Annotated in this window: 1 protein-coding gene; it reads left to right on the forward strand. The window is 71.8% G+C overall.

What is annotated here, in order from left to right; all coding sequences use genetic code 11:
• Nucleotides 1-137 precede the first annotated feature (137 nt).
• Nucleotides 138-26,060 carry a carbohydrate-binding protein gene (locus FBY41_RS19730; protein ID WP_221629365.1) on the forward strand — a complete coding sequence of 8,641 codons (25,923 nt, stop codon included), beginning with the start codon at nucleotides 138-140 and terminating at the stop codon, nucleotides 26,058-26,060.
• Nucleotides 26,061-26,122 lie beyond the last annotated feature (62 nt).

Consider the following 26,122-nt stretch of genomic DNA (forward strand, 5'->3'; position numbering starts at 1 on the left):
TCGCCGAGGCCGGCGCCAAGGGAGGCACGGCCGTCAGCCCGGCCGTCGCGCTCATCGTCAACTCGGGCGAGTCGACGACCGCGCGCCTCGGCACCGGTCCCGCCATCGACATCAACGGCGCCCTCACGATCGAGGCCGTGCACACCTCCGACCTCACCGAGACCCAGGCCAACGGCGACGTCAAGGCGACGAACGTCGGCGTCGGCATGGCGATCGCCCTGCCGATCGTCATCGGCTGGACGACGCTCGCCGAGCTCTCGCGCAGCGCGACGGTCGACAGCGCCTCCATCACCGCCGAGTCGCGCATCGCCGCGCTCGCCCAGGCCAACGCGAGCTCGGTCGGCCAGGCGAAGACGTCGACGACGAAGACCGCGGACGCCACGGCGACCGACACGGTCAAGAACGACCCCAACGCCGGCGGCAAGGGCGCCGACGCCCCGCCCAAGGCGAACGACGCGGCCAAGGCCGGCTCCTCCGCCTCGAGCGCCCAGTCCGGCCAAGGCAGCAGCTCGGTCGGCATCGCCGCCGCCTTCGGCGTCGTGTGGGTGCAGTCGACCAACATCGCGCGCGTCGTGAACGGCGTGACGATCGACGCGGCCGGCCCGATCACCGTCGGCGCCTACCAGCTGACCGACATCACCTCGCGCGGCACCGGCACCTCGCTCAACACCGACGCCAACTCGACCGGCTTCGGCATCGGCGTGGGCTTCGCCCACCTCGACATCGCGAGCTCCGCCCTCGTCGGCACCGGGACCACCCTCAGCGGTGACGCGATCACCGTCGAGGCGACGACGCCGCTCGACGAGACCACCGGCCTCCCGCTCGGGAACGCCGTCACCGTCTGGGGCATCGCGGCGGCGGGCGGCAAGGGTGACCCGCAGATCGCCGGGTCGGCCGGGATCATCGTCGTGAAGTACGTGACCACCGCCTCGGTCGGCGCCGGTTCCACCCTCACCTCGACGGGCGACCTCACGGTCCGCGCCACCAACCCGATGGGCATGCAGAACCTCGCGCTCGCCGCCGGCCTCGCCTCGAACGGCCAGGGTGTCGGCGCCGCCATCGCGATCACCGTCCTCACCGCGGTCACGACGACGGCGCTCATCGACTCGAGCGCGGCCACGCCGACGACGACGAACGCCTCCGGCGCGACGACCGTCGAGGCCACGGCCCACCTCTCGCCGCTGCCCTTCGACATCATTCACGACCTGCTGAGCGAGTTCGCCGACACGATCAAGAGCCTGCCGGTGCTCGGCATGGACAGCCTCCAGACGCCGCCCTTCTCGTCGGTGGCGCTCGGCGGCGGCGCGGGCTCGGGCGACCTCGGCGTCGGCGGCTCCTTCGTCGTCATCGTCGGCAACCGCTCGACGAGCGCCCGCATCGGCACCGCTGCCCTCGTCAACCAGACCGACCACGGCGACACCGGCCAGAGCGTCACCGTGCTCGCCCGCGACGACGTGTCGACCATCGCCATCGCCGGCGGCATCGGCCTGTCGACGAAGGGCACCGGGGTCGGCGTCGCCGTCATCGTCGCGGTCACCAACCAGGACGTGCGGGCCGGCATCGCGAACGGCGCCAAGGTCTGGGCCGGGGGCGACGTCCGCGTCCGCGCCATCGCCACCGACCCCGTGCTCGCCGCCGCCGCCTCGCTCGGCGTCGCCAAGCAGAACGCCGCCGCCGGCTCCTTCATCGTCATCGTCCAGAACCAGGGCTCCGGCGCGCCCGGCACCTACGCGAGCCTCGGCGGCGGCGCCTCCGCGGCCGACCGCGTCACCGTCACCGCCGGCGGCGACCTCGAGGTGAGCGCCCGCAGTGCCATCGACGACGCCGGCAAGGCCACCACCATCAGGCTGTATGCCGGTGGGCTGGCCATCGGGGCCGGCAACGCAGGCATCGGGCTGGCAGCCTCCGTCCTCGTGCGGGCCAGCCGCGTCAGCGCGACCACCGGGCAGGGCGCCACGCTCGCCGCCCGTGCGGCCACCGCCAGCACGACCCCGGGCCTCACCGTCTCGGCGACCCAGCTCGGCGACATCATGCTCATCGCGATCGCGGGCGGCGCGGGCAAGAGCGTCGGCATCGCCGGCTCGACGACCGTCAACGTGCTCACCGACACGACGACCGCGAGCATCGGCGCCGACTCCCAGGTCAACCAGGCGAACGCCGGCGCACCCGGGCGTCAGGACGTCGTCGTCATCGCCTCCGACCGCACGACGATCGTCGCCGCGGCGGGCATGGTCGCGATCGGCGGCACGGCCGGCATCGGCGCCGGCGCCGACGTCGAGGTCATCACGAAGACGACGACCTCCTCGGTCGGCGACCGCACCCGCATCACCGCCAACGGCGACGTCGTCGTCTCGGCCGTCTCGAGCGAGAAGATCACCTCGATCTCCGTCGGCGGCGCGGTCGGTGGCGACGTCGCGATCGCCCTCAACGCCGGCGTCTCCGTCATGACCGTGACGACCACGGCGACGCTCGGCGCGAGCACCGTCGTCGTCGCCGGCGGCAACGTCCTCGTCACGGCCGACGAGGTGCTCGAGCTGCTCATCGTCGCCGGCAACGTCACCGCCTCCGGCAGCGCGTCGGTCGGCGCGGGCGCGGCCGTCCCGGTCCTCACGAAGACGACGACGGCCACGGTCGGCGACGGAGCCAAGGTCACGGCATACGGCCTCGTGGGGCGGGTTGCCCACGGCACGGTCAACAGCGGCGGCTACACGATGACCCAGCAGGACCCGCGCTTCGACCCGCGCGGCTTCACCGACGGCAACCCCGTGCCGCAGGGTCTCGACCCGAGCGACCCCAACCACTTCGCCATCGTCATGCCGACCCCGCACGGCTTCAGCACGGGCCAGCAGGTCATCTACGACAACGGCGGCGGCGCCGACATCACCGGCCTGCACGACGGCAACACCTACTACGTCAACGTCCTCACCCCGACGCGCTTCACCCTCTCGCTCACGGCCCGCGGACCCCCGCTCGCCCTCAGCCTGCCCAACGCGCTCATGGGCGAGTCCCAGCGCCTCGTGCCGACCAACAGCGCCCAGCCGACCAAGGACGCCTCGCCGCGGTTCATCCCGGCCAAGGACGTCAGCGGCAACACGATCACCCTCCCCTACTCCTTCATCACCCCGATCGCGACCGGCGACGCCGTCATCTACAGCTCCGGCGGCGGCACCCCGATCGGCGGGCTGACCGACGGACAGACCTACTACGCGATCGTCCTCGCGACCACCGGTCCCTTCGGAGCCCAGCAGATCCGCCTCGCGACGACGCGCGACCGCGCCATCTCCGGCCTCGCCATCACGCTGACGGCCTCCGCCGCGACCGGCACCTCCCACAGCCTCGTGCCCTCCGGCGTCCTCCCGGCGCCCGACCCGCGCACGACGAACCCGCAGACCGCCACGCTGACGACGCAGACCGGCTTCAGCGGTGTGGCCGTCACCGCGACGAACAGCGACTCGATCAACGCGATCGGCATCAGCGCCGGCGTCTCCGGCAGCGTCGCCGTCAACGTCTCCGGCACCGTCTCGGTCATCACCGTGACGACGACCGCGAGCATCGGCGCCTCGGCGAGGGTCAACTGCGCCTCCGAGAGCGACTGCAGCACGAACGTCGCGGGTGCCGACCCGGCGCAGTCGGTCATCGTCCTCGCGGGCAACAGCTTCCACCAGCTCGGCATCGCCGCCGCCGCGGCCGGGGCGGGCTCGGTCGCCGCCGGTGCCGGTGTCGCCGTCGGCGTCATCGAGATCACGACCACCTCGAGCATCGGCAACACCACCGTCGTCAACGCCAAGGGCGACATCGTCGTCGAGGCCGACGCGAGCGAGTCGTTCGTGTCGGTGGCCGCCTCGGCCGCCATCGGTGGCGACGCGGGCCTCGCCGGCGCGGTCGGCGTCACCGTCCTCGACCTCACGACGAGCGCGACCACCGGCACCGGCGTCACCCTCCGGGCCGACAACAACGTGCTCGTGATCGCGAACGACACGACCGACCTCGTCCTCGTGGCCGCCTCGCTCGGTGCCGGCGTCTGGGCCGGGCTCGGCGCGGGCGTCTCGGTGGCCGTCGTGACGAAGACGACCGAGGCCCACCTCGGCGGCAACAACGTCGTCGTCGTCCTCGCGAAGGGCGCAGCCGCCTCCGGCATCTCGGACGGCACGTCGACCGCCGCGGGCAGCTTCGGCACGAAGAGCGCCTTCCACGGCCTCGCCGTCCAGGCGGACTCCTCCGAGGAGCTCTTCGGCCTCACCGCGGGCATCGCCGGCGGCTTCGTCGGCATCGCCGGCGGCATCGGCGTCAACATCTTCACCGTCGTCGTCAAGGCCTTCATCGCCGGCGGCACGACGGTCAACAAGGGCACCTCGGGCATCATCGCCGGCGTCGCGTCGGGCCAGTCGGTCGTCGTCGCGGCCACCGACTACCTCGAGACGCTCACCATCGCCGGTGGCGTGGGCATCGGTGCCGGCGGCATCGGTGGCGGCGTCGACGTCGGGGTCGCCAACATCACCGTCCAGGCCTACCTCGGGGTGGGCAGCGACGTCTGGGCCGACGGCACCGTCGAGATCGACGCGCTCGCGACCAAGCACGTGCAGACGTATGCCGTGAGCCTCGGTGGCGGCGTCGTCGGCGTCGCCGGGTCGGTGACCGTCTGGACCGTCGGCACCGCGGCGACGAACACCTACCAGAGCGCCGTGAGCGGGCCGGACCGCGGGGTCTGGAGCTCGGGCACGACCTACGAGGCCGGCGACATCGTCTCCGTGGGTGGCGTGAAGTACTTCGCCCGCAGCCGCAACGTCGGCAAGAACCCCACGAGCAACCCGACCGTCTGGGTGCCGCGGGCGTGGAGCTCCACCGTCACCTACGAGGCCGGCGACGTCGTCACCTACAGCGGCAAGACGTATGCCGCGAAGACGCGGACCGTCGGGGACACCCCGTCGTCGTCGCCCGGTGACTGGGCCCTCGGCGACCAGTCCCCGACCGGCACGTCGACCGGCAGCGCCGACTCGCTCGCCTCGGGCGGCGACACCAACGGCGGCAGCGGCAACGGGTGGGGCAGCGTGCTCGGCGGCTCGGGCAGCATCGAGGGTTGGGTCAGCGGCACCGACTACGTGCAGGGCCAGCTCGTCAGCTCCGGCGGCCACTACTACGTCGCGCTCACCGACATCACCAACTCCCTCGTGGCACCCGAGACGGACGCAGCCTCGGCCACCCCGTCGTGGGCGCTCAGCGACGACAACTACCAGGTGCGCCAGCTGTCGAGCACGAGCGACGCCTCCTCGTCGGTGACCGGCGCGAGCCCCGGCGGGTCCGTCGCCTCGAGTCCCTTCACCCAGCCGGCGCCCCCGTCGGGCACGTCGGCGACGATCTACGGGTCGGTCCACGCCGGCGGCGACGTGCAGGTGCGCGCGACCGACCGGATCGACGTCACGAGCCTCGCGGGCGTCGCCGCTGTCGGCCTCGGCGCGCTCGGCGCCGGCGTCTCGATCGTCACCCTGGGCCTGTCGACCGACGCCGGCATCGCCTCGACCGGGTCGGTGAGCTCGGGAGCCACCGTCGGTGTGCACGCGGTGCTCGACGAGCGCGTCGACGGGCTCGCCGCGGCCGGCGCCCTCGGCGGTCTCGCCATCAGCGGCCAGGTCGTCGTCATCACCGACAGCAGCAGCCAGAGCGCTCACATCGACACCGGCGCGACCGTGCCCAAGGCGGTCACGAAGATCGCCGTCGACACCGTCGCGACCCGCACCATCTCGGCGCGCACCTTCGGCGTGAGCATCGCGGCCGGGGCGGTCGGTGCGGCCATCGCCGTCGCCGTCATCAGCGGCGACACGACTGCCCTCGTCGGCGACGTCGCCATCGGCGCGGACGGCGCCGTCGGCGGCCTCATCGTCTCCTCGACCGACACGATCATCCCGACGAACCAGGCGGTGTCGGTCCAGGGCGGCGTCGGTGCCGCGATCAGCGGAGCCGTCGCGGTCATCACCTACTCCGGCTCGACCCGTGCGGCTTCGGGGGCGCACGGGACGGTCACCATCGGCGGCCTCGGTGTCTCCGTGACCGCGACCGGCAACCACGCGGGCATCTATGCCAACACCCTCAACATCGCGGTCTCGGGCGGCGTCAGTGCCGGCCTCACCCTGGCCTGGGCCACGAACGCCCGCTCGACCGACGCCGCGCTCACCTCGACGAGCAACGTCACGACGTCGGGGGCCGTCTCGGTCGTCGCCACCGCGTGGAACGAGGCACGGGCCGACGCACCCGGCGGCTCGGGCGGTGCCGTCTCCGTCGTCATCGTGCTGCCCGAGGCAACCGTGTCCGGTCACACCCGCGCCCAGCTCGACGGGCAGGCCAGTGGCGCGTCCGTCACGGTCCGGGCCGCAGCGACGAACACCGCCTCGGCGACGACCGTCCTCGTCTCGCTCTCGGTCATCGGTGGGGGCGCCGGCGCCTATGCCCACTCCGTCATCACGCGCGACGCCGACACGAGCGCCTGCGTGGGATCCTTCTCCGCCGCCGGGCTCTGCACGGCCTCCGCCGCCGACATCACCTCCGGCGGAGCCGTGACCGTGCGCGCCGGACGGCCCGACACGACGAGCACCGGCACGGCGCTCGCCCCGACCGACCTCGCCTGCACGACCTCGAGCGTCAACACGATCACCAACCACGGCACGAACTGTGCCTCGTCGGTCGCCTCGGGCGGCGCCGGCGGCATCCTGGCTGCGGCCACCGTCTTCGTCTCCGACGCGAGCGTCGATGCCGGCGTGCGCGCCACCCTCACCGGCATCGTGCGCTCCTCGTCGCGCACCGACGTCACCTCGACCGGGTCGACCTCGGTGACGGCGAAGACGGTGGCCGTCTCGGTCGGCGGCTACGGCGCCCTGGCCGGCTCGGCGTCCCTCGCGAGCATCGGGCAGACCGCCGGCATCACGGCCGTCGTGGCCGCGACGTCTGTGGCGTCGGCCGGCACGGCCACGGTCGCGGCGGCCGGCACGAACACCGCCACGTCGACCGCCGGCGTGGGATCGGGGTCGGTCGGCCTCGCCATCGGCGTCACGGTGCCGACCGCGACCATCGCAGCGCCCGTCACCGCCAGCTTCACCGCCGGCGGCAACGTCAAGGGCCTCTCCGTCACGGCGTCGGCGACCGACACGGCAACGGTCGACGCCGCAACCGGTGCCGTCGCGATCGCGGCCGGCGCGGCGGTCAAGGGCGACGCCGAGATCACCGGCACCGCCGACACCAGCGCCACGGTCGGGCAGGGCTCGCTCACGGTCGGGTCGAGCGGCATCACGGTGACGGCCACGGCCACGAACACCGCGACCGCGACCGCCGGCGGCGGGTCGGGCGGCCTGCTCGGCATCACCGTCATCCTCGCGACGGCCGTCGTCGACGCCGCCGTCAGCGCCTCCTTCGACGCGGCCATGCCGACCGGCGCCGTCGCCACCGGCGCGGTCAGCGTCACGGCCACCGGCACCAACACGGCCACGGCGAGCGGTGTCTCCGTCGCCGTCGGCCTCGGGGCCGGCACCGGCGTGGGTGCCGAGGCGCTCATCGGCAGCGCCGCCATCGTCTCCGCGACCGTCGGCCAGAACGCCGTGCTCCGGGCTGCGGGTGCCGTCACGGTCTCGGCCTCGGCCACCGACAAGGCGAGCGCCACGGGCAACGGCGGCGCGGGCGGCGGCATCTCGATCAGCGCGATGATCCCCAAGGCCGAGGACCGCGGCGGCGCGGCTGCTGCCTACAACGGCGACCTGCTCGGTGCCGCGAGCCTGTCCGTCACCGCCGAGTCGCAGAACCAGGCCACCGCAGACCTGCTCACCGTCGCCATCGGCCTCGGCGCCGGCGCCGGCGGCAGTGCGTGCGCGACGGTCGGCGCGGCCAGCACCGAGACCAACTGCACCCTCGAGCACAGCGACTCCGGCACCGGCGGCGCCGTCACCGCGACCATCGGCGGCACCGCCTCCATCACCGGCCTCGGCACGACGATCGACGTCGGGGCGACGCACACCCAGACCGCCGCGGCGACCGCCAAGGGCGGCGGCGGTGGTGGCGTGGCCATCAGCGTCCTCAACAGCTACGCCCAGGTGCGCGGCACGACGAGCGCCTCGGTCGCCGCCGGCGCCACGATCGGCACCACCGCGAGCAAGGCGGGCGGCCTCAGCGTCACGGCCGACGACACCTCGACGGCGACGTCGACGAGCATCCTCGGAGCCGGTGGAGTCGTGGCCGGCGGTGGCAGCTACGCGACGAGCTCGGTCACCCCCACGGTCACCGCCTTCATCGGCACGGCTGGCACCTCCCAGACGATCGTCCTCTCCGGCGACCTCGAGATCTCGGCCCTGTCGCACCGCGCCGAGTCCAACGCCACGGCGAAGAGCTACGGCGGCGGCGGGGTGTCGGTCGGCGTCGCGAGGTCGAACGTCACGACGAACCCGACGGTCACGGCATACCTCGCTCGTGGCGTCGACGCCCGGATCGGCGGCAACGCCACCGTCAAGGCGGAGTCGCGCAGCGACTCGGGCACGGGCGCGCTGCCCGACACGTACACCGCCAACGGGACGCACGAGGAGCGCGCGCCCGGCGGCCAGCCCGGCGACGTCGTCAACGTCGCGAACGTCAACCTCACGACCAACACCGTCTACTTCCAGTCGCACGGCCTGCAGACCGGTGACACCGTCCTCTACATCGGCACGTCGATCGGTGGCCTGACGACGGCACGGGTCTACACGGTCATCGGCATCGACGACAACTACCTCGCCTTCGGCAACACCTTCGCGACCGGCCAGGTCAACTCCGGCGACCTCGCCGGGGGCCCGGGCGTCGACCCGGTGCGCGACGTCATCCGCTTCGCGACGCCGCACAACTTCGTCACGGGTGACGCCGTCATCCTCTCCGGTGACGCCACCCTCAACGGCTCCATCGCGAGCGGCCAGCGGCTCTTCGTCCGCGTCATCGACGCCTACCGCGTCCAGCTCTACACGAGCCTCACCGCCGCCCAGGCAGCCGCACTGACGTTCGCCCCGAGCGCTGCCTCCGGCACGACGATCACCCTCGGCAACACCTTCGCCCCCGGCCAGCGCGTCACCTACCAGGCACCTGCGGCGGTCGCCTTCGACCCGGGTTCGGTCGACGTCACCGGGTGCCCCGACAAGGACCACTGCTACCTCACGGACACCAGCGCCAACACGATCATGGTCGCGCCGATCATCGGCTACAACACCGACGGTAGCGGCAACCCGACGACGCCGATCCAGACGCCGCACAGCTTCGTGTCCGGCCAGAAGGTGCAGTACATCGGCTCCGGCGGCACCGTCGGCGGTCTCACGAGCGGCAGCTTCTACTACGTCATCGTCGTCGACAGCTACCGCATCCAGCTCGCCGCGTCGCGCTACGAGGCCACCTCGCACACCTACAACTGCGGCACCGCGAGCGACCCCGGCAAGACGTGCACGGACAACCCGGTGGCCATCCCGATCTCGGCACCGAGCGCCGGCAACCACTGGATCGTCCCCGCGCCCATCGGCGGCCTGACGAGCGGGCAGACCTACGTCGTGACGACCCCCAACGGCTCCGGCTTCGGGCTCGCGCCGATCACGTCGTATGCCGCTGACGGCAGCGCCGTCGCCGGCACCCCCATCACGTTCTCGACGTCCGAGACGTACACGATCGCGGGCAAGGGCACCTTCACCGACACCGTCCTCTTCGGCACCCAGAGCATCTGGGCGACCGGCCTGCACCTCACCCCCTCCTGCCTCACCGACGGGTGCTCCGGCCCGACCGACGAGCTGCGCATCGACCTCACGAGCGTCTCGGGCGGCACCTACGGCCTCTACCAGGGCGACCGCAACCCGCTCGACACGACACCCGCCTCACCGGTCTCGCTCCGCACCCTCAACCCGCCCACCGGTGACGGCGAGTCACGCTCGACGGCCGCCGGCGGTGGTGGCGCTGGCGTCGGGGTCACCGTGCCGACGGCCGACCTCAGCAACAGCCCGACCGCGCTCGCCTACCTCGCCGGGTCGGTCACCGCGGGTGGCAACGTCACCGTCACCTCGCACGTCGAGACGAACAACACCTCGTGGGTCACCAACGGCTCCGGTGGCGTCATCGCGGTCGGCGTCGTCAACGCCAGCGTCACGGTCAACGCCAAGAGCACCGCGCTCATCGGCAGCCTCGTGACGCCGGGCGCCGCCATCTCGGGCGACTCGGCCGTCGCGCAGGTCGCAGGCTCGGGCGCGAACGTCACCGCCGGTGGGGACGTCGCGGTGCTCGCCGACAGCAACCACCTGAGCACCGACCACGCGAGCTCCTCGGGCGGCGGCCTCGTCGGCGGCTACACCGCGGGTGCCAACACGACCATCACCGACCGCACGGCCGCCGCGACCGGTGCCGGCGCCCAGATCGCCGGTGACACCGTGCGGGTCAACGCCCACTCCGGGGGAGCCCACTTCCTCTACACCCACGCCGTCATGGGCGCGCTCTTCGGCGGCACGAACACCTTCCCCTACTACACGCTCACCTCGAGCGACATCGCGCTGCTCGACGGCATCGCGAGCAGCGGCGGCTCCGTCACCGGCCGCTACGGCGTCGACGTGCGGGCCTGGCACGACCTGCTCGCTGCCTCGCTCGACGACCACTCGGCGTGCTACTGCATCGGCCCGTCGCTCCACAGCGGCTCGGCGACGGTCAATGCCGACGCCAAGGTCTTCGGGCACCAGGGCGTCGTCATCCACGCCGGCCCGCGCCTCATCCCCGGAGTCAACACGTCCTCGAACGCCCCGGCCTCGCCGCTGATCACCCTGCCGGGCCAACCGAACGCCGCCCACCTCGTGCTCTACGTGCAGGCGGAGAACCCGGCCGGTGTCCAGAGCACCGACGGCGGCATCACGCAGACGCGCCTCATCGACTGGAACTCCGACGTCGTGGTCAACTCCGGACCCGACCCCTACCTGCTCATCGACAGCCAGGGCAAGGTCGTCAAGGCCGTGAACGTCACCGTCAACGGCGTCGCCAACCCCGACATCGGCACGACCTACTCCGGCACGATCATCGTCGGCGACATCCGCAACACCGGCAGCGGCGACATCTGGATGACGTCGAACGACGGCACCATCCAGGGCGGCTGCGCGAGCAACCCACCGGCCGGCACGCACTGCTGGGGCACGTTCACCTTCCACGAGAACTTCCGCACCGTCACGCTGCTCAACAACTCGGCCTTCGCCCTCGTCGTCAACGACATCGACGTCATCAACCGCACGGGCCAGCCGCACGTCACGCTCGCGACGAGCAGCACGGCCTCCGACGCGATCCGCTTCGACCTCGTGCAGGATGCGACGCCGAGCCAGGTCGTCATCGACAACACCGGCGCCTCGGACCTCACGCTGCGCGGCGCGATCACCAACCCGCTCGGGTCGACGTGGGTGCACGCGACCTACGGCTCCATCCTCGCGGCGACGAGCCGTGGCGTTCCGGTCTCGGGTGGCGACGCGCACACGACCCTCATCCAGAGCAACATCGTGCACGTCGACGCCGAGCGCGGCTCGATCGGCACCGCGGCCGCACGCCTCGCGATCGACCTCGTGCAGTATGCCGCCCACGACCTCGCGCTCAGCGTGACCGCGGGCGTCGACGCCCACCTCGACCTGCGCACCTGGCTGCGCGACCCGACGATCCCCGACCCCGCCCTCGCCGCGAACCCTGCCTACGTCGTCACCATCGACTCGCTCGTCGCCGGCGGCGACCTCGATGTCATCCTCCGCGCGACGCTGTGGGGCACGGGACGCACCGGGCTGCCGGGCGTCAGTGTCATCAACCAGCACAACGCGTCGCTGACGAAGACGTACTACAGCTTCTACCACCCCGACGCCGTCAACTGCGTGACGACGCCGCAGGCCGAGGACTGCCTCTTCGCCGTCGCCGTGACGGGCGGCAACAGCCACGCCGTCAAGAGCACCTACGACTTCGCGACGCTCGACTCGGGCTCGGGAGCGAGCACGCCGAACGGCAGCATCACCGTCGCCGCGGCGGACGACTCGCCGAGCGCCACCCGGATCAACGTCATCGGGCTCGTCGCAGTCCACGGCAACGGCACCACGAACGTCGACACCAACGGCTTCATCACGCTGACCGCGACCGCTGCCGCGAGCACCGCCCGCCGGGTCGTCGTGGCCCAGGCGTTCAGCCCCATCGACCCGGCCTTCGTCACGACCTCGGATGTCACCGTCGCGTTCGGCCCGAACCCCGACCTGCGCCTCGGCCTCGTCCGCTCCACCGATGACGACGTGACGCTCACCTCGCCCGCCTCCATCGTCGACGCCCCCGTGGGCAGCGCCATCCCGCCGGTCACCGGCGACGCGGCCGCGGACGTCGTCGGCGTCGACATCACGATGACTGCGGGCACCGGTGGCCCGGGCAGCATCGGCACCGACACGAACTTCGTCGAGATCGACTCGTCCTACGCGCGGTACGGCGTCCTCGACGCCGACGCCGCCGGCGTCATCCGCATCACCGAGACGCCGAGCAGCCCGGCGGGGGCGTATGCCGCCGCCACCCCGGCGCTCGCCGGTGACCTCCACGTCGACACCGTCACGACGTGCGTGCGCTCGAGCGCGACCGCGTGCGCCGATGTCACGCTGACGACGACCGTGGGCTCGATCCTCGACGGGCACAACTCCGGCTCGGGCGGCACGACGGTCAACGTCACCGGCAACTCCATCGACCTGCTCGCCCTCGGCGGCAGCATCGGCACCTTCACCGACGCCGCCACCGGGGTCTTCACCGGCGACCTCAAGGTCGACTCGGCCAAGGGGACCGGGTGCCAGGCCACCTATACCCTCCGCTGGTTCCAGGCGAGCGCCGCCGACCGGGCCGTCACGGCGACCTGCGACATCGCGGCCCAGGCCGACGCCACCATCTACCTCACCGAGCTCGACGGCCCGGCCGCGATCCTGCTGGCTCGCACGCAGGCCGGCGACATCCGCCTGACGACGACCGAGACGACCGCCCCTGGAAACGACCTGCTCGTGCTCCACTCCGGCGGCACGCTCGTCCGTGAGCCGGCGAGCCCGTCGGCCGTGCCGAACGTCCAGGCCGTGCCGAACGGCCTCATCGAGGCGCAGGCGGGCAACGTGCTGCTCCTCTCGGCCGATGACGTCGTCACCGACCCGAGCGCGCAGATCCTCGCGACCGTGGCGTCCGCAGACGCGGGCACCGGCAACACGACCGACCCGAACCGCCCCCGCACGCTGACCGGCACCATCGACATCCACGGCGACTGGCACCCCGGCGTCACGGACGCGACGGCCAACGAGGGCACGGTCATCGTCCTCCGCGGCGAGGTCACCCCGGGCACCGGCGGCCTGACGCGCGTCTTCGGCAACGCGGACGACGACCAGATCGTCTTCGACCAGACGCTGCTCGGCGGCAACACCCGCGCCTACGGCTCGGCCGTCGCGACGTCGCCGGGCGTCTTCGCCCCGGCCGGCGACGGCTCCGACACGCTCACCGTCTACCTCCTGCAGACGATGCCCGTGGCCGGCACGACGCTCACGCTCGATGGCCAGGACGGCACCGACGCCTACGTCGTCTGGACCCACGGCAGCGCGGGTGGCGCCTACCACTACGTGCTCAACGTCCTCGACAGCGGCGCCCCCGACCGCGGAGCCGACACGCTCGAGGTCCACGGCGCCGACAGTCTCCTGGGCGGGATCAACCCGGCGACCGGGCTGCCGTGGACGACCGACGACATCTTCCTCCTGCGCTCCTCGTCCTACATCCCCGGCGAGAGCTCGGCCCGCCCGTCGGTCTACTGCGGCACGACGGCGACGGCGGCGTGCGCCAACCACTCCGGCTACGTCTCGGTGCTCCACCCTGCAGCCCTGGGCGGCCTCGACCCGCTCACCGTCGCCCGCCTCAGCGCCCACCTCGGCGTCGTCGAGCGGATCAACTACGACAACGCCGTCAACGGCCGCTTCGCGGTGCTCGGCCACGGCGGCAACGACCACTTCGCCGTCGACGACACCGTCGCCGTGGCGACGCTCGACGGCGGCGCCGGGAACGACAGCTTCCAGATCGGGCAGGTCTACGGCATGCGCCGCGACGACGCCCACAGCGGTCTCTCGCCTCCCGACTGGTTCGCGACGATCGCCACGACCCGTGGCTACCTCTCGGTGGGCTCGAGCGCGCCGATCGTGGCCCAGGGTGGCAGCGGCGACGACAGCTTCACGGTCTACAGCAACCACGCGGCCCTGCGGCTCGAGGGGAACGACGGCAACGACCTCTTCGCCGTCCAGGCCTTCGCCCTCGCCCAGACCCGCACCGACGGCTCGATCATCATGGGCCCGCTCTTCACGGGCGCCGTCACGATCACCAGCGCGACGAGCACCATCAGCCGCAGCAGCGGCAGCTTCCTCACCGATGGCTTCGCCGTCGGCCAGACCCTCGTCGTCAAGGGAGCCGGAGCCCTCAACGACAACACGACGACGACGGCATACGTCATCTCGGCCGTCACGGCCACCACGATCACCCTGGCCCGCACGCTGACGACCGTCCCGCCGCTGCGCACCTCGGGCACCTTCGCCGGCGTCTCGCTGAGCAGCGGCCCGCTCGCCCGGTCCGGCCTCACCATCGCCGCCGGCGCGACTGCCGGCACGAGCACCATCACCCGTAGCAGCGGCAGCTTCCTCACCGACGGCTTCCTCGTCGGCCAGACGGTCGCCCTCGCCGGCACCGGCACGGGCAACGACAACCTCGCGGGCGTCCCCTACGTCGTCACCGCCGTCACCGCGCTCACGCTCACCGTGTCGTCGGTGCTGACGCCGGGCAGCTTCGCCGACGCCACCGTCAGCGGCGTCCTGCCGAGCCCGAAGCTCACCTCCGGGTTCTCGACCGCGGCCCAGACCGACATCCGTACGGGCAACGGCAACAACCAGGTGCAGTACAACATCAACGCACCGGTCTCGGTCGACGGCGGCACGGGCTTCAACAAGCTCGTCGTCCTCGGCACGGAGTTCGCCGACCACATCGTCGTCACGGCGACCGCGATCTACGGGGCCGGCATCCAGGTCAGCTTCCGCAACATCCAGGTCGTCGAGGTCGACGCCCTGCAGGGCGACGACACGATCGACGTGCTCTCGACGGCCCCCGGTGTCGCCACCCGGGTGCTCGGCGGCCTCGGCAGCGACGTCATCAACGTCGCGGGCGACGTCGTCGGCGACGTCGTGAGCCGCGACCCGAACGGCTCGAGCGCGACGATCAACCACCTCGTCCTCAGCTCCGACGCCGACTACAACGCCATCATCGCGGCCGGCCTCAACGTCTCGGTGGCGCGGCCCTCGCAGGGCGTCGTCATCGTCACCGAGTCAGGCGGCTTCAGCTCGGTGCGCCGCCAGGACAACGGCACGGCGATCGGCACCGTCGACAGCCACGGCGTGCGCCTCGCCAAGGCCCCGACCTCCGACGTGTGGATCACGGTCTCGGCCGCGGCCAGCCCGCGCGAGCAGCGGCCCTACGACGCGCTGCACCCGTTCGACCAGGGCAACCCCTTCGGCGACACCGTCTACGTCTGCACGACCTCCGCCGCCGTATGCGCGACCGCCGCCGGCTACTTCCACACCGTCTACGACGAGCTCGGCGTCGCCCACCTCGTGCCCAACCGTGCCGCGGTGCTGCACTTCACGTCGGCGAACTGGCAGACGACGCAGACGGTCTGGTTCGCCGCCGCCAACGACACCCTGCCGCAGGGCACGATCGTCATGGCGATCAGCCACACCGTCATCAGCGCCGACCCCGTCTTCGCCGGAGCGGTCGTGCGCAACGTCGAGGTCACCGTCATCGACAACCTCACGCCGGACGTCGTCGTCACGCAGCTCGACAACGGCGCCCCCGACACGAACACGACCGTCATCAAGGGCACGCCGACGACGCGCCTCACCGACACCTTCACCGTGCAGCCGTCGAGCCAGCCGAGCGGCACGGTCACCTACGTCCTCACGCCGTCTGACGCGCGGATCCTCCTCTCCAGCAGCGACGCCCGCTTCGCCCTCGGCCCGGTCGTCGGCGGGGTCCAGACCTACCGGGTCACGATCTGCGTCGTCTGCGCCGCAGGCATCCCGGGCTGGACCGTGCCGGTGCTCATCACCGTGACGGCCGTCGACAACTTCCTCGTGCAGGACCCGCACCACACGATGGTCGCCATCACCGTCGACGGCACGGTCTCCGGCCGCGACGCCACCTACGACCAGGTCACCGGGTCGCTCGATGTGCTCGTCCTCGACGACAACTCGCCCGGCGTCTACGTCAAGCAGAGCGGCGGCACGACCGTCGTCAGCCTGCCCGACGGCTCCACTGCCGGCATCACCGACACGTATGCCGTCCGGTTGCTCAAGGCGCCCAAGGCGGCGGTCTCGATCGGCATCGTCACCGACGGCCAGACCTCGATCGTCACCGACCCGACCTGCGGCTCCGGCATCCTCGGCAAGGTCTGCCTCGCCGCCGTCGGGCGCCTCGCGGCCAAGGAGCTCTTCCGCGGCAACGTCACGATCTCCGGCGCGACGCTGTCGCGGGCGGCGGGCTCCGAGCTCGGCAGCTTCCTCGCCGACGGCTTCCGCACCGGTCAGAAGCTGCTCGTCACGGGAGCCGGCGCGTCGAGCAACACGATCGCGACGGCATACACCATCGTCGGCGTCACGGCCGGCACGATCACGCTGTCGTCGGCGCTGCCGGCCGGCGGCACCTTCACCGGCGTGAGCCTCCAGCGGGTTGCTCCTGCAGGCCTGTTCACCGGTGCGGTCACGTGGGACCCGACGGCCAAGGTGCTGAGCCGCACCGACGGCGTCAGCTGGCTCGACAACGGCTTCCTCGAGGGCCAGCTCGTCCAGGTCGCCGGTGTGAGCGGCACCTTCAAGATCCAGTCGATCTTCGGCACCAACCTCGAGAAGATGTCGTTCACCGTGGCGCCCACGCTGGCGAGCGGCACCGTGAGCATGACGCAGTACGCCGCGGTCGCGACCTTCGACGCGACGAACTGGTGGGTGCCGATCACCGTCACCGTCGCGGCCGACGACGCCTACGTGCTGCCGGCCGGGCGCGGCGACCTCATCGTCTTCCCGAAGCAGCCGCACCTGCTCTCCGACATCCGCGGCCCGCTCCAGGTCGACGGTGGCACGGGCGGCCTGAAGCGTGGCCTCGAGTCGGCCGTCATCGCACCCGACGAGATCAACACCCCGCCCTTCGGCATCGGCCAGCAGCCGTCCGAGGCGCGGCAGGTCGACGTGCTCAACATCTTCAATGACGGCAGCCGCGAGAACCTCTCGGGCGACCTGACGAGCACCGCCCTCACCGGCTTCGGGATGGGCCCGTCGATCACCTTCCCGGGCACGACGGCCTTCGGTGAACCGAACGCCTTCCCCGGCGGCATCAGCTACGGCACGATCCGCACCAACGCGGACGGCACCTTCAGCACCGACGGCTCGGTGTCGACCATCGAGTCGCTCAACATCCTGCTCGGCGAGGGCAACGACACCCTGACGATCCACAGCACCCTCGTGCCGGGCGCCGACACGGCCGAGGACGACAAGCTCGCGACCGGCATACCGGCGCTGCACGGTGGCCTGACGGCCGTGCACGGCGGCGGCAACCAGCTGCTCGCGGTCACGGGCTCCTTCACCGTGACGACGTCGGGTGGCGTCGGCCGGGTCACGCGCACCGACGGCGTCGCCTGGGCCACCGCGGGCTTCGCGGTCGGCAACCGTGTCAACCTGCCGGGGTATGCCGTGGGCGCCTTCACCGTCACCGGCTTCGCCGACGGTGGCGCGACCCTGCTGCTGAGCGGACCGGCGGGCGGACCGGTCCTGACGACGGCGACGTGGACCGACGTCACCGTGTCGGTGTACGACCCGAAGTCGCCCGAGACGGGCTACGCCCGGGTCGGCGGCGACCACATCATCGTCCTCGGCGGCGGCGGCCCGACGTCACCGCTCGTCATCTTCGGCGACACCTCGCAGGACGGCATCTGGTACAGCGGCGACCCGACGGCCCAGACCGGCCACCTCTTCGGCCCGAAGCCGACGATCGAGCCGGTCGGCAACGCGCCGAACTACGTCTTCCCCGTCGCGGCGCCGTTCGCCCACGCCGGCAACGACTTCATCGACGCGGGCGCCCTCTTCGCCTCCGTGCCCAGCGGGCAGCTGCCGACGATCGGCCTGACGATCTACGGTGGCGCCGGCCAGGACACGATCATCGGCAGCCAGACCGGCGACATCCTCGCGGGCGGCTCCGGCGACGACCTCATCCTCGGCCAGCGCGGACGCGACCTCATCTACGGCGACTCCGGTCTCAACGTCGACGTCATCACCCGGGTCCTCACCGTCGTCACGGCCAACGCGAGCTCGCTCCAGAGCGCCGACTCGCTCTTCGCCGGCCACGACGTGCTCATCGGCGAGGGCTTCGGCTCGGCCCCGAGCACGGCCACCGGCCAGGCCGACAACGCCGACGTCATCTTCGGTGACCACGGGCAGGTCGTGCAGGACGTGCAGGACGCGCGCACCTGGCGCCTCGACGAGTCGACCGGCACGTTCGCGCCCGACGACGGCGTGCGCCTCCAGCGCCTCCAGACGACGCTCGAGCTCATGCACCTCGCGGTCGTCCAGCCGCAGAACGGCGTCAGCGACACCATCGAGGGCGACCTCGGCAACGACCTGCTTCTCGGCGGTGGCGGCAGCGACACGATCTGGGGCAACGCCGGCAACGACCTCGTCTTCGGCGACCACGGCCAGGTCGACTGCACTCAGGTGCAGGCCGACCCCGGCACGACCGGCTGCCGCATCGAGCCGGCGGGCCTGCCCTTCGACGTGGCCCTCAACAACCACCTCTTCACGTGGACGTCGATCTACACCGGACCGACCGCGAACTGGGGCAACGACCTCGTCACGGGCGACTCCGGCAACGACATCCTCATCGGCGGCGCCGGCTCCGACCGGATGACCGGCGGCGCGGGCGACGACGACCTCATCGGCGGCAACACCGGGGCACCTCTCTCCGCAGCGCCGGGGGCGACGAACGCCGGGCTGCCGGTCCCGGGTGCGGCCGGTTCGGGTGGCGCCGGCGGCTACAACGCCGGGGTCGACTTCAGCGCCGGCGGCGTCGGCTACGGCGACGTCTACGGCGGCACCGGCGGCACGGACGGGCCGCACAGCGCCTGCGTCGGCGCGGGCGCCTGCACCTACGGCGACTACCTCGACGGCGGCTCCGGCAACGACGTCATCGCCGGCGACAACGCGACGATCCTGCGCACCGGAACCACCCTCAGCCCGCGCTTCCGGCTCCTCGCGGGCACGACGATCCTCTCGACCGTCGACGGCTCCGCCCAGACGACGGGCACCAACTACGACGGCACGTCGACGCCGTGCGAGTGGCTCGACGGCAGCGCCTCCGCGGCGACCGCGGCACCGAGCTGCACGGCATACGGCTTCCAGCAGGACCCGCGCGGCGCGGCGGTGCGCTTCGTCACCCTCTTCGACCAGAGCTTCGCGCCGAACCCCGCCACCTTCTCCGACTCGAGCCTCGCGGGCGGCGCAGGCGACGACGTGCTCTTCGGCCAGCTCGGCAACGACTGGATCCAGGGCGACGCCTCCGTCATCAACGACCAGGGTGGCGTCACCGTCGACGTGCAGACGCGCGACACCGTGAACGACCCCCGGGCATCGGTGGAGGACCAGGCCGGGCCGGGCACCGACGGCGCCGACTACGTCGAGGGCAACGGCGGCAACGACGTCGTCTACGGCGGCCTCGGGCAGGACGACCTCGTCGGCGGAAGCTCCACGATGTTCGGGCTCGTGAGCCGGGACCAGCGGCCCGACGGCACCGACTCGATCTACGGCGGCGCCGGCACCCGCGTCGGCATCAACGACCTCGGCGACCTGTCGGCGACCGGTCACGCCCACGACGCCGACGCGATCCTCGGCGACAACGGCAACCTCTACCGCCTCGTCGGCGCGCGCGGCAGCGTGACGACGGACGCCAACGGCACCACGAAGGCGGCGCTCGCGTTCCTCGCCTTCACCTACGACAACTACTCGTCCGTCGAGCGGATCGTGCCGCGGGCGTGGACGCTGCTCGACTACACGTACCGCACCGCCGCGGCCGGCGACATCGGCGGCGCGGACCTCGTCCACGGCGAGGGCGGCGACGACCTCGTCATCGGACAGGTCGGCAACGACGTGCTCTTCGGCGACGGGCAGCACGACACCGTCATCGGCAGCACCGGCAACGACCGCATCTACGGCGGCACCGGCGACGACGCGCTCATCGGCGACGACGGCTACTACAAGACGAGCCGCAACGGCCTCACCGAGCCGCTCTGGGACGTCACGGTCGCGCACGCGACGAACGTGCTCGAGGCGATCCCCGGACCGTTCACGCAGGCCCTCACCTACCCCGTGGGCGAGCTCTTCCACGAGGCGCGGCTCTTCGTCTACCCGAGCGCCGACGCGACGGCCACGGGCTACGCCGACATCGTCTACGGCGGCCTCGGCAACGACTGGATCCACGGCAACGAGGGCGACGACGCCATCTCGGGCGCCGAGGCCCTGCCGTTCTTCTTCAGCGACCTCCAGCAGTCGATGATCCTCTCGCGCTGGGGCATCAACCCCGCCGACCCGCTGCGCTACGACCCGGCGACGACGAAGTTCGCCGACTACAACGCCGACGACCCGTGGTCCAAGATCTTCGACTGCACCGACGGGACGCGCGACATCGGTCTCACGGGCACCTGCGCGGCCGGCCAGAAGGTCGACTTCTTCCTCAACTTCACGCCGTTCGTGCTCGACGCGGCCGGACAGCCGATGCGCGACGCCGCGGGCGGCTTCCTCAAGAGCGACGACGGCTGCGACATCGTCTACGGCGACGTCGGCAACGACTGGCTCGTCGGTGGCACCGACACGAACTGGCTCTTCGGCGGCTTCGGCGACGACCTGCTCCAGTCCTCGCCCTACCTCGAGGTCGACGGCGGCACGAACCGCCAGCCCGTTCCCGAGCGGTGGTCGGCCCCGACCTTCGCCTACGGTGGCTCTGGTCGCGACGTGCTCATCGCCGGCACCGGCCGGGCCCGGATGTTCGACTGGGGCGGCGAGTTCAACAGCTTCGTCGTGCCGTTCGCCCCGTTCGGCGCCCCGGTCGTCAACCGCTCCTTCAGCCCCTGGATCCAGGACTTCATCCGGGCCCTGTCGGTCGCGGGTGGCATGGACATGACCTTCGCGCCGGCGACGCCGCTCGACGAGCTGTCGCTCTCGACGCCGAAGGACTCGTTCTGGAACGCCCAGCACGGCGGTCCGCGGGACCCGCAGCCCGGCAACGTCGGCGGCGTGCAGATCGACTACCGCGGACTCGTCGACCTCGGCGCCGACTGCCCGTGCCACCCGGGCATCGTCATCGCGGTCAACGGTGCGGTCAACGCCGCGAACCCGCTGGCGCCGACGACCATCGAGGACGCCGACGTGCCGCCCGGACGCCTGCTCCCTCCGGGTGGCAGCCTCGCCCTCACCTACCTCGTCACGAACCCGGGCACGACTTCGCTGCAGGTGCTCTCCGTCACCGACGACAACGCCACAGCGAGCACAGCCGACGACGTCCACCCCCGCTACGTCTCCGGCGACGCGAACGGCAACCAGCTGCTCGACCCGGGTGAGGTCTGGTACTACACCGCGGTCGGCGTCGCGGGTGCCCCGCAGACCGCCCTCCCCGGCGACCACCAGCACGTCGTCACCGTGCAGGGCTACGACCCCGTCGCGAGCACCCTCGTCACAGCGGCCGACCCGACGAACTACTCGACGAGCCCCAGGCTGGTCTCGATCGCCAAGGACCTCAACGCCGTCAACATCCTCAACCCGTCGGTGACGGAGCAGGCCGACACGACGGCGACCGCGCCACGCCTCGCGGCCGGCTCGCCGGTGCGCTGGACCTACCGCCTCACGACGACCTCCCTGACGCCGGTGACCGTCGTGTCCGTCACCGACGACAACGGCACGCCGGGCGTCGCGGGTGACGACTGGGCGCCACTGCCGCTGACGACCGTCTTCGCCGGGTCCACCTTCAACGTCGGCGACACGAACTACGACGGCCTGCTCGGTGTCGGCGAGACGTGGCTCTACACCTCCGCCGGGGTGGCGGCTGCGCCGACGACCGCCCAGGTCGGCTGGTTCACCAACACCGTGCGCCTCGCCGCACGGGGTGCGGACGGCAGCGACTACGGCGACAGCAACCAGGCCATCTACCTCGGCACGACCGGCCTCGGCCTCGTCAAGGCCGTGAACGCCGTCGACCCGCTCCGCCCGACCGCCGCCGAGGACGCGAACACGACCGGCCCGACCGTGGCCGTGGGGTCGACGGTCCGCTTCACCTACGTCGTGTCCAACACGAGCGCCGGCCCGATGACCGTCACCGGCCTCGTCGACGACAACGCGACGCCGGGCAACCCAGCCGACGACGCCAGACTCGGGGCGGGCATCGCCCCGGTGCTCGGCACGGGCGGCTACAACGTCGGCGACACGAACGCCAACGGCGTGCTCGACCCCGGCGAGGGCTGGCTCTACGCCTGGAGCCGGATGGCAGGCCAGACGGGCGACTTCACGAACACGGCGATCGTCACCGCCGTCAACGCGGCCGGCCTGCCGGTCACCGGCACGGACCTCGCCCACTACTCCGTGGCAGGCGGCAAGGTCGAGATCCAGACGGCGGTCAACGCCGTCGTGCCGCTGGCGCCGACCGGCGCCGAGGACGCCGACACCCCGCCGGGCGCACTGCTCGCCGTGGGCGCGACCGCGGTCTTCACCTACCGCGTCATCAACACCGGCTTCGTGCCGCTCAAGATCACCTCGGTCACGGACAGCAACGGCTTCACCCCCAAGGCAGTCACCGTGACGGTCGGCGGCGTCGCCTACAACACCGGCGACACGAACCGCGACGGACTGCTCGACCTCACGGAGGTCTGGCTCTACACCTCCGCAGGCGCCAAGACCATCACGGCGGCCGCCGGCCTCTACACGTCGATCTCGACCGTCACCGCCCAGGCCTGCCTCGCAGGGCCCGCGAGCTGCGGCGGCACGGCCCTCAGCAGCCAGGACCCCACGTACTTCACGGCATATACCGTCGGGATCTCGGTCAAGAAGGCCGTCAACGCTGCCAACCCGCTCGCCCCGACGGCGGCCGAGGACGCCAACGACCCGACGAACCCGCGCTACCTGAGGAACGGTACGCCGCTCGTCTTCACCTACCTCGTGACGCGCACGACGAACGTCAAGATCCCGGCCTCCGCCATCGTCCTCATCGACGACAACGGCACGCCGACGGACCCGAGCGACGACTTCCGCCCCGTCTACGTCAGCGGTGACGGCAACGGGAGCGGCACCCTCGACGGCTCCGAGGTCTGGCTCTACACCTCCGCCGGGCTGGGCACGCGCCTCGCCACCGAAGGGCCGCACGTCAACGTCGCCACCGTCACCGCCAAGGTCGGCAACGTCACCTACGGGTCCGTGGACGTTGCGTGGTACCGCGGCTTCGACCTCGGCGTCGTCGTCAAGAAGGCGACCAACGCCGTCGACCCGCTGCACCCGACCGTCCTCGAGGAGGGCGACGACACCGCGCACCAGCTCTACCTCGAGATCGGCACGCCGGTCGTGTGGACCTACCGCGTGACGAACCCCGGCACGGCAGGGGTCCAGGTCGCGGCCTTCGTCGACGACCGCGGCACCGCCGGCACGGCCGACGACTTCACCCCGCTGCCGGTGCTCGCTGCGGGCACGTCGTTCAACACCGGCGACACCAACACCAACGGCCTGCTCGACCCGGGTGAGACGTGGCTCTACACCTCCGCCGGCGTCGCCAGGGCAGCGTATGCCGCCGTGGCCGGCCAGTTCGTCTCCTCAGCCAGCGTGACCGTCCGGGAGCCCCGGTCGGGCGCGACGGCGAGCTCGAGCGACCCGAGCCTGCACTACGGCGCGCTCAACAGGATCGTCATCACCAAGGCGGTCAATGCGAAGGACCCGCTGAAGCCGACACGCTACGAGGACGCGAACGATGCGCCCGGGCCCGTGCTGCTGGCCGGCTCGGCCGTCGTGTGGACCTACCTCGTGAGCAACCTCGGAACGACCCCGGTCGACGTCACGGGGGTGCAGGACGACAACGGCACGGGCAACGCCAACCTCGGCTTCGTCGTCGACCCCGTCGACGCGGGCGACGGCCACGTCGTCGGCGACACGAACAAGAACGGCCTGCTCGACCCGGGCGAGACCTGGCTCTTCCGGGCTACCGGCACCGTGCCGCTCGGCGCCTACAAGAACACCGCGACCGTCACCGGCGTCGTCGTCGGACAGCCCGTGCACGAGGAGCTGACCGCGACCGACGTCGCCAACCTCCTTGGCACGCGCGGCGGCATCGAGGTGCAGAAGTTCCTCCGCGGCCTCCGCTCCACCGACCCCGCGACCCCGGTGCTCGTCGCCGCCGGGAGCACCGCCCGCTGGACGTATGCCGTCCGCAACACCGAGGCGACCCCGCTCGCCAACGTCGTCATCGTCGACGACAACGGCACGCCGGCGAACCCCGCCGACGACCTGACTCCGACACCCGTGCTCGCGACCGGCACGGCATACAACGTCGGTGACACGAACCACGACGGGCTGCTCGACCCGACGGAGACGTGGCTCTACGAGCTGTCACGCACCATGGTCTACGGCCCGTTCGTCAACGTCGTGCGCGTCGGCGGCAGCCTGACGACCAGCTCCGGCACGGTCACCGTCTGGGACGACGACCTGCACTACTCCCTCGGCGTGACGCCGCAGATCACCGTCGTCAAGGCCGTCAACGCCTTCGACCCGTTCCGCCCGACCCCTGTCGAGGACGCCAACACCCAGCCGGCGAAGGAGCTGCTCGTCGGGTCGACCGCGACGTGGACCTACGTCGTGCGCAACACCGGCAACGTCGCCGTCGTCATGTCGACGATCCGTGACGACAACGGCACGCCGAGCACCACGGCCGACGACTTCACGCCGGTCTACGTCAGCGGCGACACCAACGCCAACGGTCTGCTCGACATCGGCGAGGCCTGGCTCTACTCCGCGACGACGGTCGTGCGCAGCGGCGGCTACCTCAACACCTCACGGGCCACGGTCGACGAGCCGATCACCTCGCAGACGGCGAGCGCGAGCGACGTCGCCGGCTACTACGGCAACGGCTACGCCGAGGGGTTGACGCCCGGCTACTGGAAGAACCACACGGCCAGCTGGCCCACGTGGAGCGACGGCACCCAGGTGTGGCGCACCGACCAGCTCGTGGGCTCCATCTTCACCGCGGCGCCGGAGCCGAACCGCAGCATGACCCTCTTCGACGCCCTCAACGACGGAGGCGGCAACGTCGAGGCCCTGCTGCGCCACGCGATCTCGGCACTGCTCTCGACCGGCAGCCAGTTCATCTCCTACCCGGTGAGCGCCCGGTGGATCGTCGACCAGGTCAACGCAGCCCTGGCGAGCGGGGACCCGACGCGCATCGAGAACCTCAAGAACCAGCTCGCCGCGTGGAACCAGCTCGAGGCCAACGTCACGCCGCCCAACGTCGCGCAGACGCTCGTCGCGGCCACGACCTCATCGACGTCGACCTCGACGCTGACGGTCACGGCTGCGACGGTGAGCACCGTGGCGGCCACCGCGGCGGCCCAGTGGATGGCCGCCGGCGCGCCGAGCGACCTGCTCTCCCGCGTGAGCTTCGTCGTCGCCGACCTGCCTGCGGGCGTCCTCGCCCAGACCGTCGGCAACGTCATCTACATCGACCGTGACGCCGCCGGATTCGGTTGGTACACCTCGACATCCGGCTCGCTCTTCACGACGACCAACTCGTCCGGAGACCTCGTCGCGCCGAAGGGTTCGCTCGCCGACGGGCGCATGGACCTGCTCACGGTGCTGCTGCACGAGCTGGGCCACCTGCTCGGGCTGACCAACAACGACGCTGCGGGACCCGGCCGCGTCATGGTCGGATCCCTGCCGTCAGGAGTGCGCCGCACCCTCCCCGCGGGCTACCTCCTCCCCTGATCGAGAGAGCACTTCGTCGGCCTCCACACCGATCGAAAGAGCAGGTCGTCGCCCTCCCACGT

Source organism: Humibacillus xanthopallidus (assembly GCF_006716675.1).
GTDB classification, from domain to species: Bacteria; Actinomycetota; Actinomycetes; order Actinomycetales; family Dermatophilaceae; genus Humibacillus; species Humibacillus xanthopallidus_B.